At 41.0% G+C, this 15,843-nt stretch carries 14 protein-coding genes; 8 read left to right on the forward strand and 6 right to left on the reverse strand.

Annotation, left to right across the window (positions count from 1 at the left end; translation table 11 throughout):
- The first annotated feature begins 20 nt into the window (after positions 1-20).
- Genes ABJG98_RS02385 through ABJG98_RS02410 form a run of 6 tightly spaced genes read left to right on the forward strand, consistent with a single transcriptional unit; the run spans position 21 to position 6,381 of the window.
- Positions 21-1,001, forward strand: a complete 981-nt coding sequence (locus ABJG98_RS02385) for a hypothetical protein (RefSeq protein ID WP_348277859.1) — start codon at positions 21-23, stop codon at positions 999-1,001.
- Positions 1,002-1,409 carry a hypothetical protein gene (locus ABJG98_RS02390; RefSeq protein ID WP_348277860.1) on the forward strand — a complete coding sequence of 136 codons (408 nt, stop codon included), beginning with the start codon at positions 1,002-1,004 and terminating at the stop codon, positions 1,407-1,409.
- A complete protein-coding gene (locus tag ABJG98_RS02395; protein WP_348277861.1) occupies positions 1,409-2,314 on the forward strand; it encodes a hypothetical protein in 906 nt (301 codons plus the stop codon). Before ABJG98_RS02390 ends, ABJG98_RS02395 begins: the two co-directional genes overlap by 1 nt.
- Before the next feature lies 1 nt (position 2,315).
- Positions 2,316-3,608 (forward strand): carboxypeptidase-like regulatory domain-containing protein, encoded by a 1,293-nt coding sequence (locus ABJG98_RS02400; RefSeq protein WP_348277862.1) that lies wholly within the window; start codon positions 2,316-2,318, stop codon positions 3,606-3,608.
- Positions 3,608-4,621 (forward strand): OmpA family protein, encoded by a 1,014-nt coding sequence (locus ABJG98_RS02405; RefSeq protein WP_348277863.1) that lies wholly within the window; start codon positions 3,608-3,610, stop codon positions 4,619-4,621. The genes ABJG98_RS02400 and ABJG98_RS02405 overlap by 1 nt, the downstream gene beginning before the upstream one ends.
- Positions 4,618-6,381 carry a hypothetical protein gene (locus ABJG98_RS02410; RefSeq protein ID WP_348277864.1) on the forward strand — a complete coding sequence of 588 codons (1,764 nt, stop codon included), beginning with the start codon at positions 4,618-4,620 and terminating at the stop codon, positions 6,379-6,381. The genes ABJG98_RS02405 and ABJG98_RS02410 overlap by 4 nt, the downstream gene beginning before the upstream one ends.
- A gap of 3 nt (positions 6,382-6,384) precedes the next feature.
- Here ABJG98_RS02410 and ABJG98_RS02415 read toward each other — a convergent pair whose 3' ends face one another.
- The 5 genes from ABJG98_RS02415 to ABJG98_RS02435 all read right to left on the reverse strand — a co-directional run bounded on the left by ABJG98_RS02415 (position 6,385) and on the right by ABJG98_RS02435 (position 12,905).
- Positions 6,385-11,070, reverse strand: a complete 4,686-nt coding sequence (locus ABJG98_RS02415; protein ID WP_348277865.1) for an IPT/TIG domain-containing protein — start codon at positions 11,068-11,070, stop codon at positions 6,385-6,387.
- Positions 11,067-11,453 (reverse strand): hypothetical protein, encoded by a 387-nt coding sequence (locus ABJG98_RS02420; protein ID WP_348277866.1) that lies wholly within the window; start codon positions 11,451-11,453, stop codon positions 11,067-11,069. The genes ABJG98_RS02415 and ABJG98_RS02420 overlap by 4 nt, the downstream gene beginning before the upstream one ends.
- Positions 11,450-11,725: a hypothetical protein gene (locus tag ABJG98_RS02425; protein ID WP_348277867.1), complete on the reverse strand. Its 276-nt coding sequence runs from the start codon at positions 11,723-11,725 to the stop codon at positions 11,450-11,452. Before ABJG98_RS02425 ends, ABJG98_RS02420 begins: the two co-directional genes overlap by 4 nt.
- Positions 11,726-11,727: 2 nt before the next feature.
- On the reverse strand, positions 11,728-12,330 hold the full coding sequence (locus ABJG98_RS02430; RefSeq protein ID WP_348277868.1) for a hypothetical protein: 603 nt from the start codon (positions 12,328-12,330) through the stop codon (positions 11,728-11,730).
- A gap of 107 nt (positions 12,331-12,437) precedes the next feature.
- Positions 12,438-12,905 carry a LytTR family DNA-binding domain-containing protein gene (locus ABJG98_RS02435; RefSeq protein WP_348277869.1) on the reverse strand — a complete coding sequence of 156 codons (468 nt, stop codon included), beginning with the start codon at positions 12,903-12,905 and terminating at the stop codon, positions 12,438-12,440.
- A gap of 336 nt (positions 12,906-13,241) precedes the next feature.
- Between ABJG98_RS02435 and ABJG98_RS02440 the strand changes: the two genes are divergently transcribed.
- Positions 13,242-13,703: a DUF4440 domain-containing protein gene (locus tag ABJG98_RS02440; protein ID WP_348277870.1), complete on the forward strand. Its 462-nt coding sequence runs from the start codon at positions 13,242-13,244 to the stop codon at positions 13,701-13,703.
- Positions 13,704-13,878: 175 nt separating this feature from the next.
- Positions 13,879-14,472: a hypothetical protein gene (locus tag ABJG98_RS02445; protein WP_348277871.1), complete on the forward strand. Its 594-nt coding sequence runs from the start codon at positions 13,879-13,881 to the stop codon at positions 14,470-14,472.
- A gap of 5 nt (positions 14,473-14,477) precedes the next feature.
- Here the strand turns inward: ABJG98_RS02445 and mnmE are convergent, their stop codons facing one another.
- Positions 14,478-15,839, reverse strand: coding sequence for a tRNA uridine-5-carboxymethylaminomethyl(34) synthesis GTPase MnmE (mnmE, locus tag ABJG98_RS02450; protein ID WP_348277872.1), 1,362 nt, complete (start codon positions 15,837-15,839; stop codon positions 14,478-14,480).
- Positions 15,840-15,843 lie beyond the last annotated feature (4 nt).

A 15,843-nucleotide genomic window follows, 5' to 3' on the forward strand; every position in this document is an offset into this window, starting at 1 on the left:
ACTAAAGAATTTAAAAATATATGGCACGAGATATTTCACAAGAAACATTAAAGGTTGGCAATGCACTCGCCAGTGTTCGAATAGACGAAATGATAACCAACCTTGCCAAAGGTATTGCCTGGGGGCAGTATGAACTGGATCAGGTTGGAGTCAATATCACCAAGATGATGGGAGCACCTGGCACGGTTTCCATTGGAGGTGAGCAAATATCTATGCTTGAAGCAGGGTTTACTCCCTCATTTTATCATTTTGTAGATACCATTTTGGAGATGAAGATGGAAGTAAACATTCGTGAAGAAGAAGCTTCTTCGACGAGCGTCTCCACTAAGACCAGCAGGGAAAATGAAAGGTCATCCAGCTATAAATTCAGTGCTTCTGGATCTGCAAATCTGGGCTTTTTTAAAATGAAAGCGAGTGCATCGGGTGGTGGAAGCACCAAATCAAAATCAGCTTATTCCAGAGCTGTAGACTCCACGCAATCTCAGAAGTACAGTCAAGATCTCAGTGCTTCAAGTCTAATGAGAACAAAGATTGTCCCAATTCCACCTCCTGAAATATTACTTGAACGGATCAAAATTTTACTTGAAAAATTAAGGAAAGAAGCAGAAGAAGCAGAAACTGCCAGCGAACAAGAAGCACTTGGACTTGAAAAGCTAAATGAAACCAAGCTATTCAGTTTAAGCATAAGCACGGATGGTATAAATGAAGAGGCATTGGACAATCCAACCAAGGATGTTAATGGTCTACTTTATGAAGCCTTTTCGGATCAGGAAGATTACGACCTGCTGAAGTCCATGACAATTACCAAGAAAGATTCGGAAGAAGCTGGTGGAGTTACTGTGAAGAAATGGATTGTGAAGGACAAGATTGAAAATAAGTACATCATTTCTTTAACTCAAGAAATAGATAAAGACGATATTATGGCCGTTCATTCAGGTGGACAAACCCAAAACAGCGCCTTTGCCTTTGACGATCTGTTTGACCTAGATGTCCCACAGTAGATGAAAAAGCTTCAGGGAATATTTGATCGTATCTCCGAAGAATATCATTCTGATATATCTGACCCATCGAAAGTCATCAAAGACCAACTAGTTTATAATTCTAGCTCAAAAGAAAATAAAGAGTTTCCAATTGAGCGTTCAAACTTAAGTACACATTCACGTGACACGCTCAAGGCAATATCGAGTCAAAAGCAAAAAAAAACGACTGACCTATTCCAGCTTCCCGATTTTACCAATAATGATATGAATGTTGACACAAAAGAGATGCTGAATTCAGGAATTGACAAATTAGACACCAATGATGAGGCTATTAAAGCAAAAAAAGCTGTTGATTCTTTGGATGATGATTTAATGAAAGTAGAATCAAAGAAATGGCATTCAAAATTTAATAAAGGCTTTGATGTGTGATGAGGAAAGATAAAAAAAACATACCTGAGATTTCGATTGATGAAGCGCTACAATTGTACATCTCTATGGCCTTTCCTCAAGGAATGCCGGAAGGCGAAGAAGGGGAGCGTATCCTCAAAATTATCAAAGAAAAGATAGCTTCTGAGCGACCTGAATGGGCAAAAGCTTCTGGATGGCTAAGTGATCAAGACGAAGATACAGGCAGCTACTCACAACTTAAACAGCGAGTCGTAGAGGATGCTTCAAAAGAAGATCTTCCTGAAGATTCTGAAGAACGCTACCTCTATCTAAGAAGGCAGGAAGCTAAAGAAAATAGCGAACACAAAAAGATTGAGCAGCAGGAACAGCAGGCAAAGACCGATTTTCGAAAGGCACATGTAGAAAGCAAAGCCACAAAAGAGGATGAGTTGCTAAAACGTGCTGCTCTAATAAAAAAGGTTTTATTGGAGCGGGCAAGCAATAAAATGATGCCTGATTTCGGAGAAAACAAGGTAACGGCATCAACTAGTTCGTCTGTTTCCAAGCCACAAATCAGTGCCATTAAACACGAAACTATCCATCTGGACAAACCCACTTCAACTCAAAAGAGACAAGAAGTCGAACATGGCCGCACGATCAGCGCATCTCTAGATAAGAACAATGAGTTCCGATCAAAGAGAAAACCAGATGCTAAGGAATGGTTCAAAGATTTTAAAAGTCTTAATGTTGAAGACCGGGTGGAATCAATTAAATCCTACAATCAAAAGAAAAGAGAAATGCTTGAAAATAAGCTAGATCTGATGTGGGATGGCAGATCATCAGGCAAGAAGAAAGATGCCTTACGATTTAACGATGAATTTGAAATAAACCAAGGCCTTTCCATTGGACATGGTGGTGCTGACGAGCATGGTTTGACATTAGAATAATATGATTCTTACACAAAGCCCAGATCCGAACATAAGTACATGGGAGCTGGAAAACGCTCTGAAGGTGATCAAAGATCATGTACAAACGTCATCCAAATGGCAGTTGAGGGAAGAATACATTGATCGCGGCATTCTGGACCCATATTATATTCTCATGATTCGGAAAGCAGAAAGTGATAGGCTGGATGATGTCTGGGATCAAAAGGTATTGAAAACATCCACACCCAGTTTCTCATATGTTCACCGTACCAGCAAGTGCACAAAAGCTTATTGGTGCGACATTGATAATTATTCCCTTCAGGAGGTCTTGGATTGTTTCAAGAAGAACTATGATCTGAATAGGCTGCAATTGCCTGGTCTTAAAGGAGACTTATTCGATCCTAAAGATCCACATGAGGCATTCGAAAAGAGGCGCTACATCTACGAGATCATCAGTCCTGTGCATCGACTCACAGGGATTGGTCCAAGCATGTATGCTATCGGGCTTGGAGCGGTTTGCGGCACGGTTTATAATCTTGAAAATCAACCGCTGGATGATGTAGAAGTACAACTTCAGATGGGAGAAGACATACAAACAAGAAGCACCAGAGATGGCGGACACTTTTGGTTTTCTAAGGTTCGAGGTGGAGATTATAATGTGATTGTGAAGAATCGTTCATGCACTTTGCAAGTGATCCGCAGAGATGAATTTGGCAACATCAAAGGGTGGCTCACCGATCAGGACGGCTACCCGGTAGCGAACACGGATGTGCATTTTAAAGCTCCGGACAAAGAAGTATTTTCTGCAACGACGGATGGCACTGGCAAATTCAGTACGGGCCCAGTTCCGGCTTTCCCTGTCTCGGACACGCCACTGGCTAACTATCCTTATGTCATGGATGTGCCCGACTTCCTGTTTTCAATATCCAAGTCTGTTCTGGTGAAAGATGCCATTATCAGTGGGTTATTGCGAACACAAGAAGGGAAAATCATTTCGAATAAAGAAATCATTTTAATGAAAAAAGGGATTGAAGTCACCCGGACATCTACCGATGGCCATGGGAATTTTCAATTCTTTGGGCTAGAGGGTGGAACCTATAAATTATCGGTACCCGAACGTACCATCTATCTGAACCACTTGTCAAACGGAAAGATCACAGGGAAGCTGGAAAACGGAACGGTCAATGAGACACGCATAGAGCTAATTGCTCATGATAGCGTGGTTACCACCGAGCGACTTTCCAGAGATAAAGCATTCACCTTTGACAGGGTGCCGCCTGGGAAGTATGAAGTAAAGACAAAACTTTCTGAGTGATGGCTGCTGTAACCGAAAGTGGAAAAACATATAAGATCACCAAGGGGAGCATCAATGCTCACACAGACTATCAATTGCCGCAGAATCTCGATTCGCAACTCCGAGGTGAATCGCTAAACGCTGCGTTTTCCCTTCAGATCGGTGATAAAATCACTATTGTAGAGATGGTTCGCAGAGTAGAGGAGGCTGAGCCCGACGCGAACGAACCAAAATCCCCAGAGGGAGCAGCAAAGGTAGTTTTCGAAGTTGTAAAGGCGACAGTAGCAGGAAAAGAAGGAGAATACTACATATGGGTTGTGTATAATGGGGTAGAAAAAGTGGAAGAATTTGTAGAAGAGAATGTAGAACCTCCCGAACCTGATCCAATCCCTGATCCACCAGACCCTCCGCAACCAATAGAAAATGAAATCCAAAATGGTGCAGAGGTTCATGTATCCGCAGGGGAGACGGTGGTCTTGGAGGTGAAGTCAGACGGTGAGAAGGGGGAAGAAGAGAATGAGGAAGTTGTAACAGGAAGCATTGAAGTGGAATTGCTGGATGAAGACGGAAAGCCATACGTGAGTGCAGAAATAGTTCATCTGATTGGAGAGCATTCAATACATACGATCGCGATTGATACGCAGGGCAAAGGAGACAAGATAGACATCCCTCCAGGAGAGTATGAGATGGCCATGCAGCTAGGCACGGTTTATTTTGATCAAAATAGGGATGTTTTGATTGGAACTGAGCAAAGCAAACTTGCTGATATATCTAATAAACTTACTCAAGCGAAAGTAGATTTTGAAACAATTCGTTGCATAGGGTATGCGGATAGCGACGGATCACAGAAGTACAATGAAAACTTAAGTTTGAAACGAGCTATACATGTGAAAAGTCTTTTAGCTAAAACTCAAAGTAAAATTAATGGAAGTAAGATTTTAACAAGGATAGGAGGTGTTTTAAAAGGAAGGAGTGAAGAAGAAAAGAAAGTAAATAGAAGGGTCGACATACTAGGATTGATTCGTGAAAAATGACTGATTGGAATCAAAAATATTGTACAGTTAAAAAAAATAAGTCCATAAAAATTAAGTGTGCAATTATTAATGGTAAGACAAAGATCACCTCAACAAAAGTTAATCCAGGTTATTGGGTAAAAGGTGCTTTTGTCAAAAATGCACCTAATGATAATAGTGACGGTGTTATTTCTAGAATTAACCATCTAGGTAATGCCCTATATTATATTTACTTAGATATTCTGAAACTGGCGAACCCGCTTAATCCGAAAGATATTGCTTCGGTTGACCTTAGAGAATTTGTTGACAAACAATATAAAATTTCAAAAAATGGAGATTTAGTAATCCCATCATTTGATTTAGTTAAGCAAGTACTGGGAGTCAGTAGTAATGACATAGAAAGTAGAGATTTTGATAAAGCATTTCTAGAAATTCGCTATTCAATAATTCATGAAGAGCTTTCAAAAACAACATCTGAGGAGGAGGAAAAAAGGATTATAGCAGCATTATCTGATCTTTCAGTAGAAGAATTCTATCAATTAATGAGAAAGCTTGCGTCAAATTCAATGAATAACTGGAGGGGAAAGAAAATGACATTATTAGAATTTCTCTACACTGACCTAAGTGGGGACAATTTGAATGTCTACTTACAGCTTTATAGGACAAAAATGATTTGCTACAGAGCAAATAGTTTAGAAGGGTTTGAAAAATTTTATAATGAAGCATTGGATGGACAACATATTGTTGGGTCTTATCAATATAGGACTGGATTTAAATATATCCGTAATTACCCAGAAGATTCTAAATATGATCTTAAAGGAAATGTAATAACTACTTGGAATCATCACGAAGGAATAGTCCCCCCTTGGAATTCTTCTACAGCAACTATGTCACCTATATCTCTAGCAAGAATTAATTATGAAGACAATGCTCCATACGCTATTATTAGCGCTCCTGAGATGCACGCACTACAAGCAAGCCATGCATTAGATGCATGGTTAGATAAATTAACGATAGTAACACTAGTATCAGGTATTTCAGCAGTTTCATTAGCTAGGACAGTGGCAGGTCGAACAGCAGCTGTTGTCTTAGGAATAGTTCATCCAATTGCTGATGCATTAATTAGAAAATATCAAAAGGAAATTAGTGAAATGGAAAATGGTCCAGCTTTCCTGAAGGGGTGGGATATTTTCAACTACGCACTGTTGGGATTCGGAATATTACAAATTACTAAAGCAACAGGAAAAATTGTTGTAAATAGAATTAATAAGCATGCAAAAAATTTAAAAGCAAAAAACTCACAGCAGCAAAAAATCATCGATGAATTAGTTACAAAAATTGATGATCTAGCTTCAAATATTTTGAAGAAAAAAAATGAGATTGATGCGCTAAGAAGTCGAGTAACTGCTGTTCCGAATTCATTAGAAAATACTGTAAAAAGAACACACGTATATCTAGGAATTGACAATGGAGAAATTAGATATGTTGGAATAACAGTTCAAGATCTATTAGCTCGACAGGCACAACATGTGGCCAAAGGAAAAACTTTTACAATAGCAAGAATTACTACAAGAGAGGCACTAAGTAGAAGGCAAGCAAGGGCGATTGAACAAGTTATCATTAACAAAAACCGCATTGAAAATATTACAAGCTTTGGTGGCCTCCGTATGTTTAATTTAGAATTTGCAAACGCAATTAATAGTATATCACCATCAAGGAAATGGTATGCCGAAGCAGTAAGTTGGGCGGAGAGCTGGTTGAAACTTCACAATTATTTATAGCCCTTAAGAGCTCGGCGAAAACTGCCACATCTGCTGCAGTCTGCCCAGTGACTTGTTGCCTGTGGTACGCGATTCTCCATATCCCTTGCCTCCATACATCATCAGCCAGCCTGTAGGGTTCAGCCAGCAAGCTGCACCATAGCGTGACGAAGGCCAGCTGTCTGGATATGGAATTTTTGGTGCGGTCGCATTTCCCATGTCTCTCATTTCCAAAGGACCGTCAACGTATGACCATTGACCATTCGTGATTTTCCAGAGGTCATTGAGGGGAGCTTCGCGGGTAGAGTCTGTGTTTGATCCTTCACCTCCAAACATCCAAACCACACCATTGGTGTCTTTCCAAACGGAGGCATAGGCACGTGGGCCCGGTCGTTTATTTTGCTGTACGAAGCTATCATTCAAGACCAAGTGGTTGTCCTTTACCATGGTCCACTTGTTCTTCTTAAAGTGCCACAAATCATTCAAACTCCGAACCTGGTTACCAACCACACCATACCCGCCAAATAACCACAACTTACCGGAATCATCGGTCCAGGTGGCGGCACCGCTTCGTGCGGAAGGTCTTTTGTTTTGAAGGTCTGGTGTGTAGTTCTGTGTACCATCTCCATTTTTCAACTCCCATGTGTCACCGTCAAACGTCCACAAGTCGGAGATGTGATATTCTGGCTTACCCGACTCTCTATATTCTCCTCCAAACAGCCACAGCAGGCCGGTCTCGTCATCATACCAGAATGACGGATGCACGCGAGTTAGCGGCCAGTATTCGGTAGTAAATTCTCTTTTATGTTCATCGAGCATAATTAGCTCATCTCCATACGTACCGTGCGCGTCATCATCTTTCCAATCATTGCTAATAGCCATCATTTCCCAACCATCGTCCTCTGTAAACTTCCACAAGTCATTGAGTGACCTTTGTCGGCCGCTTATGTGATATCCGTGACCACCAAACATCCAGAAAACACCTTCACTGTCTTGCCAGAAAGCTGTACCATGACGACCTCCTGGTGTGGTTATCTCCCCAGGAGTGTTGCTGAATTTCGAGAAGCCATTGGTTGTTGACAGGCCTTTGACCCACGTCCAATTGTCTCCATCATACGTCCATAAGTCATTCAGTTGACCACTTCTTGGGTTGGCGTCGTTTCCATACCCACCAAACAACCAAATCTTACCTTTGAGGTCCTGCCATACCGCAGAAAAGCTGCGTGCTCCCGGCATATTTCTGGCGTCTACTTCATTACGCGTCCCGGGGATCGTAAGCACATTGGTTTTATCCGAACCAAACAGCATGGTCCACCCGTCCACCACATGAGTGAATTTTAGTTCTGCTTTCACAATGGCCAGGTGGTCATCAAAACCGGATGATCCCGGTTCCACTCGTATGACCAATGTTCCTTTCTTACCTTCGCCTTGATACGAGATGGTGAATTTTGAAAGTGCGTCCCCGTATGTTTCAAAAGCTCGATCAATGAAAAATTGTCTTATTCCGTCTTTTTCAATAAAAACTGAGAATCTAACGCCATCAGTCTGACTTGCTTCCTGTAGGAAACCCAGTTCGAATGAGAGTTCACATGTACTTGGTAAATAGAAATCCTCAAAGCGGCCATCTATGTGCCTGAATTCCGAATTGGGACAGGTGATCACAAGAGCTCTCGCGTAGACATTATTATCATCCAGTGTCACATTGTCTTTTACTGCTACCGATCCAAACCCTTCGGAAATACTCGCCTCTGATGCAAATGGAAGAATTTCACCACTCGGCAATTGCCAATCTGCATGATGAGCATTTCTGAGAAAATTATAATTGTTTAAGGCACTGACATTGACAAGTGTCGGTGATATTTTGATTGTGTTTTCATCATACACCAATCGCAACTTCGCATTTACGATGGTGAGTTTAGGAGCTATCACCTTTATCAGTTCATTAGTGATTTCAAGAACTTCTAATGGTCCGAATTTTTCAACATAGACACTTGGCAGTCCATTTTCTGTGAAGTGATCACCTCGTAGGATCATTGGGTCACCAGCAGCAATATGCTCGGGTGAGGAATAGATTTCAGCTTCCTGAATGATCCTGAAAGTGACAGATCGCGATCTGAGATTTGGATTGAGATAATCAAAGACATATAGTTCTCCATTGGTGAGCGGTGAATCATGAAGATCTACTTCTAGTTCAGTAGTAGAATTGAAAATGGTGTCTAACCTGATATCATTAATCATCACTGCGGAGAACTTTGTAAACCCTGATCCGGTGATTTTAAACACACGATTTGCTGTAGTCGGGAATTTTTCTATGTCATCTAATTCATACCCAACTATCTCTTTTAGCAGTGCCTCTGTATCGAAATCCCAAACAAATTTTGAAAAATCTGGTAATACCAAGGAGTCGTATTTGCTAAGAATTACAGCACTTGTAAATGATTCTTCGGAGGGGATTAAATGCAATTTTCGTGCTGTCTGCAATTGCATATAGTCCTTCAAAAGGACTGCAACGTCAGAATCAGCATCGTTCAAAAACCAACCGAACGCGTGCTCATTGATGGATAGCGAAAACTCAGCTTCGTTAAAGTGCAACCTGAGAAACAGTCGGTCAAATCCATTCCCTTCCATGATAAGATTAGTAGGGTAGGAGATCGTAGCGTTTGTGTGACTCAGATGAAAAACAATGGACTCATTATCGAGAGATATCTTTAGGTGACCGTGAGCAATTTGGGAATCATCAAGTAAGTCTAATTGGACTTGCAAGTTGTCAATATTGTAAAACTCCCCATAAAATGAAAAGCTGACTGGGAGCGCCTGGTTTAACGAAAGAATACCGTTTTCTTCTCTTTTCTTAATGATTTTATTGGGAAGTAATTCAAACCCTTCGGTACCCCAGTGTTCACTCAGTCCATTCCAAATAGGAGAGCACCAAAGGATGTGTTCATCAAATGTTCCTTGCCTAAACACCGGAATTTTCCGGTTCCAAAGCGTGGTTGTTTCATCGTACTTCTCATCTGAGGCAATGTCTGCACGGATAATGCGTACTTTATCAGTAAATGCACCTGGTTTAAGACCAAAGCCAAGAACCTGCTGTTCATCCGTTTTATCCACATAGGAAGCTTCGATAATACTGACCTCATTTTGCTCAAATTCAAGGTAGAGTCCTTGATGAGATTTACCGAAACCATAGCCATGAATTAGACTTTCGGTCCCTACTACTACGTATTCTGGCACGCCAGTGATGCTTGGTACCTGATAGAAGAATGTATTGGTATCCCACCATTTGTGATGACTGAATAAATACAACCGGCCATCACCCGCATTATCGGGAATGGCTATTAATAACGATTGATCAGATTTAATTGCGTACAGACTGCCTTCTTCCTCGGTGTTATGAGAAAGGTTAAAAGACTGGTCACCAATTTTCAGTTGGGTAACGTTCGAGAAGTGATTTCCAGTGATTCTAACTAGCTCGTTGTGACGGGCTTCTTTAGGTGTGATGCTTTTGATGAATGGTCTTAAATAAAAGATTTGTTCCATTCCTAACTCTTCGTCCCGTGTGAGGAAACTCACCGGACCGGACCTTGCATTTTCCGGAACACGAAATTGAGCTAAAGTTGATGTGTGTGATTCTAAGTGTGCCAACTCTCCATTGGCGAATTTGAGTTTTGTTTCTGGAGAAATATTCTCTCCGACGATTTTGATGGTACTTCCCAGCTTGTTTTCGGGGTTGAAATACCCATAGCTGGAGTTCGTTTCAAATCGCAACGGTGTTGCGTTGATAACAAGCTGGTCAAGGTGCTGAAAAGTTCCTTCTGGTGTGGTGACTTTTAAGTAGCCACTGGTTAAATCAGGTGTTATCTTAAATGTGATTTGCTCGAATGATACTTCTAATGGGGTGATCTTCTTTCCATCTAGGGTGATAGTGGTATCAGCCATATTTAAGGCCCCTAGGTTTTCTCCTGTTATGGTCACTGTTTCACCAGAGGTCGCTCGCTGCTTGTTGACACTAGATATGATCGGGCTGGCAAGCTCAGAAATATCATCAATAGTTCTGTTTTTGGGAGAAAGAAGCAGGAGCTCTAAAAATTCTCCGGAGGTGTCATCGAAGATAAGAATGGCAAAAATTTCATCAGCATCTAAAGTGGATACATACCATTTTCTAGAGTCTCTAATGTACTCCAGCGTTAAGCTGGTGTATTCGATTTTAACTTTACGCTTATCATTATGTTTATTTATTTCTTCAAGGGCCTTTGCACGAATGTCTTCGATCCGCTGTTTGCTGGTCGGTTTAGGTATATTGTTTTCATTGATCCCTTCGTCAGGAACCATTGCAAACTTTAAGGAAATCTTAGAAGACACTTCTTGATTTACATTGGATTTTGCCTGCGTTTTTGCATTGTGAGGTTTAGTCTCTATTTTGAAACTTCCGACCGAGTCATATTTTCCCTTGACTTGCATATTGAGGTCAAGTTTGGCTTCTGGTAGCACAAAAGAAGATGCCTGCGGAAGAATCAATTTTGGATTGGCAAGAAGCTCTTTCAATCTTAATTGCTGTGACTCTATTAAGATTTCGTCCAACTTTTCCTGACTTTGCGAAAGCGCCTGACCAATTTCTTTAACTATATCTTCCATATAGCCAGCACCGTCACTTCCTGATGTAGTTATTACCGATTTCTCGTTTTTCTTTTGATTTAGGTAGTGTTTCATTCTTCTGAATCTGGAATGTTAGCAATCTTAAATTTCAGTCGTACGAGTGGTGACTCTTCGGTTACACTCTTAATGTTTGGCAGCATCAGCATGGGCTCATCTTCCCCGCGTTCTGCTATGAGAGGCAGCGCAAAATCTACTTCCAGGTCCTGTATGATATAATCTTTGATTGTTTCGCTTTCCGCACCTTCCAGTGTATTCGAATTTATGGCCTTGGCCATTGAATTTTGAAAACCATTCATTAAGTCACTGGTTTTAACAGCGATTCCAGTGATCTTCTGACTTTCAGTCTTTGAGGTTTTAAGCTCATTATACAGGTCAAATACAAGATTTCGTAGACTGGTAATTTCGTTCTCCAGTTCTGCTATTGTTTTATCACTCATAAGGCTAGTATAATTTCTTGATTATCAATTCCGGTCATTCCTGTGGTGATGTCAATATTAAATTCCTTGATATCCAGTTGATGGATGCGAATCGCAGTATTAACCGATTTAACATTTTTAACTAATACGATATAACCTCTCAGGAAGTCCGAAAGTCTCGGAGTTTGATCGGGCTTCATTTTTATGGTATGCTTTCCTTGCAGGAAATCAATCTTCCGTATTGGAAGTACAGGCTTTGTTTTTATAGATCGACTAGTGGCCAATTTTTTCATTATCAATCCTCTCGGTATTTAGCTGTAATAATGTCTCCAGACTCATCATCGACAATCAATAATGCACGAAGTATTAAGCCTGATGCCTGCTTGGAGTTTTCTGCTGGCGGATGAACTACCTCGATATACCAGTTCCCGCCTTTATAGGCTTTGTGATTATTGAATGGCCGGAAAAATACATTAAGAAATGCATGGTCATACTTGTGGAGAAGTTGCGCCACTTTTCGCAATCGTGAAATTTCCGAAATCAACACATGTTCATTCCGAACGGTTAGATTTAAATCCTCTTCTATAGGTACCCGCTTCACCTTCAGGTTGAAATCGCTTGAAAGTGTGGTGTCTACACTGTATTTCGAAGTGTATGCTGCGTCAATCATTTGTGAGCGTAGTTCTCGATCCTTATTGATCTCTAGCAACATTTTAACTGCAAGTTCAGCCTCTGGAATTGCATACCAATGCGATGACAATCCAGTTTGTTCTGTTATGCCACTTTCCAATAGTCGGACCGCCGTTTTAATGGAGTTTCTGTCCATCTCATATTGAGATCGGGCTACTGAGGTTATTAAACCAATAATTAAGGATCGTAAATCAATAGTGTCTTGCATAGCTATACTGTTGACTGTTTTAGAGCTGATCTAAATACCGAATGAAAGGATTGATTTTTGATCTGTTTGGTGAGAGTGGTGGGCTTCATAAGAATGGTGATTTTGGGTTACATCCGATTGAAATATGCCAGGAGCTCTTTTCTGTAAGGCTCGCTTACTGGGATGCGTCTATCCATGTAAAAAACATTGGCCTCCGAAAAAGAATCGATATTTTCTAGATTGATCGTGTAGGAGCGATGTACTCGCATGAAAGGATAACTCAGCTCTTTACAACATTGCGTAAGATTTCGTGAGATTGTATAATCCTTTTTGTTGGTTCTGATGAGGGTATAGGCACCCTGCGCTTCCAGATATAGAATGTCGTGATATTGTATTTTGTCGAACCTTATGCCGTTTCGCACAAAAATACCCGGTACATACAGGTTATTTTGATAATTACCAGTACTTAAGGTTTGCTGCTTTTTAGTAAGCAGATTGAAAAGTGGATCGCTTGCAGATAAACTAATTTGTATTTGTACGCCATTCTCCTCTTCCCTCCAAGCGATCTCTGCGTTGGTGGTTTTGAGTTGGTCCATGCTTGGTGAGCTGGTTGTTTATATCTTATTCAAGATACCTCAAAGTCCAACTGAAATAAACCAAAATCGCAATTGATTTAGAAAAATACCCAAAATTGGGTAGACACAAATGAAGTAAATTGTACTATCTCAACATATAACTGTATTGTTCTGGTAGATTCGGGCAATAACTGGAGCTGTACTTGAGCGGCATAAATTCATTTTGTCCTTGTAGCGATCCATTCAGATAGAAATATCTCACCCAAATGAAATAGGAAAGTGCAGATGTTCTTCGGCCAAAGAGGATGAAGCTTTTCTGCTTTTTGACTAAATTGTTTTATATAAAATCGCATAACTATGAAAAATCTAACTACCCTTTTGATTGTGCTTGTTTTTGTTGTGGGATGCCAGCAAACCGGGCCACCTATGTTGACAGATGCCGATATTGCCGACATAGCAACACGTCGTGACATTATTGTAACAATGGTAAAGACTGCTGACTTTAGTCCGGCAGCAGATGTTTACGATCCAAACTGTATCGTACTTCCTCCAGGGATGGACGCCACTAAGGGGATAGAGGCCACCACAAATTCAATGAGTCTGAGTCCTCCTGCAGTTGATTTCAGTATTACCAACAACACTATCGAAGGGAATGGTACATATGCCTTCGCTACAGGTACCTATAAATTTTCCTTTATGGTCAATGATAGTACACAAATGGATGACATTGGAAAATATATTGAAGTCTGGAAAAAGCAAGAGGATGGAACATGGAGGTTGTATCAAGACATTTGGAATTCCAGTGTCTCAATGAACTGATTCTAAGGGAGATAAAAGGAAGGCGCTGAAATAAGGTTGTTAATGAATCAGTCTGAGGGGATTGATTGTTTTAGTGTTACTTCCCCCATTCAAAAATGAAGTAGATGCTCCCCAAACTTATCAACATGGAAATGGTAGAAATAGCTTCTGAGTGAAGATTTAGTATCTATGGATTATGAATAGAAATGCATACCTGGCAGGGATCATTTGGCTCTCGATAATTGCTATATTTAGCTGTTTTTGGATAGCCAATAGCTTAATTCACGGTACAGACTTCAATGAATTCGTCTCTTTTCCAAAGTTGGTAGTCATTGATGGGATTAGCGTACTCCTATGTGAGATAATCCTTCTCATATATTTTCATGCAAAAAAGTATAAAATCACGTTTGCATTCAGTTTGTTATCCACGATCACTTTTTTGGTGCTTTTTACGACCGTGTATCTGTTTTATAATGGGATAGGAACAGGCGTTTTTATCAATCTCATTGTTACAATTCATCTACTGGCAGTGACCATGTTCTCATTGACTCTCATGAGCTCCAAAGCTTCTGATCGACCTCTGTTAAAGACAGCAGGAAACCTGGGAGCTATCGCGGGATTCATTATTCTTCTCACTCATGTTGTTGGGGTTTATATGCCGGAAGGCGCAACTCTGGATTTAATTATCAACATAAATATGTGGGTCGGCAGGCTGGGAGGGCTGATTGTCATCTTCTATATTTTGAACTTCTATCAAGAGATGAAGCAGAAACAGACTTTTGGAGTTTGAAAGTCTCACTTCCCAATACAAAACTTACTAAAGATATTCTCCAGCAAATCATCAGTGGTTACCTCCCCAGTGATCTCCCCCAGATGGAATAGAGCAGAGCGGATGTCCTGAGCGACCAGGTCATTACTCATCTGCCTATTGATGCCTTCGATCACACGATTGAGAGCGTCATCGGTTTGTTGCAGGCTCTCCAGATGTCTGGTGTTGGTTACAATCACATTGGATTGAGCTGGTTTATCCACAAGGGTTTTAAGCTCCTGCTTTAACGTATCGAGATTGTCTTTTTCCTTAGCGGAAATGAAGACTGCTCTTTCTTTCGCTAGTCGATCTTTTAACAAAGCATCTGCTTGATCTACTTTATTCCCTACAATGATGTAAGGCACGTCGGAAGCGTGCAATCCTTGCAATTGCTTATCAATGGATTCAATGGATTCGTTCACCAAATCAAACATGTAGATGACAAGACCTGCTTGTTTCATCTTCTCCAATGTACGCTTCACACCGATACTCTCCACCTTATCTTCTGTCTCACGGATGCCGGCTGTGTCTATGAATCGGAAGGCGATACCGTCCAGGTATATTTGATCTTCAATGAAATCACGTGTGGTTCCTGCCACCTCAGAAACAATCGCTTTTTCCTCATTGAGCAATGCATTCAAAAGGGTCGATTTCCCAGCATTGGGTTTCCCAGCAATGACCGTGGGAACACCATTTTTCAGCACATTTCCGTATTCAAAGCTGGCAATCAACGACTGAATTAATGTTTGAATCTTGTTGATCAAATCGATGAGGCCTTGGCGATCAGCAAATTCCACGTCTTCTTCCGCAAAGTCGAGTTCCAGCTCAATCATCGAAGCAAAGTGCACCAACTGTTCACGCAGGTTTTTAATCTCATCAGAAAATCCACCTCTCATCTGATTCATTGCGGTTTGCTGCATGCCAGCATTTTCCGAGGCGATCAAATCAGCTACTGCTTCTGCTTGAGCCAGGTCAAATCGGCCGTTAAGAAATGCTTTCTGTGTAAACTCACCAGGCTTGGCCAGACGGGCACCTTTAGTTACAATCAAAGTCAAAATTCTCTGGAGGATGTATTGGGAACCATGACTCGATATTTCGATCACATCTTCTTTAGTGTAGGAGTTAGGCCCTTTGAAGATGGATACCAATACCTCGTCTATAATTTCGTTTTGATCATTTCGGATTGTCCCCAAATGAATGGTATGCGAATCCACTTTCGTTAGGTCCTTACCTTTAAAGAGCTCATTCACGATAGGTATGGTCTGAGTTCCGGAAACGCGTATTATGCCCAATGCGCCTTGGCCAGGCGGCGTAGCAAGCGCAGTAATGGTGTCGTTGATCTGAGACATGCTG

Origin of the sequence: Ekhidna sp. (assembly GCF_039960695.1) — a bacterium.
GTDB lineage: Bacteria > Bacteroidota > Bacteroidia > Cytophagales > Cyclobacteriaceae > Ekhidna.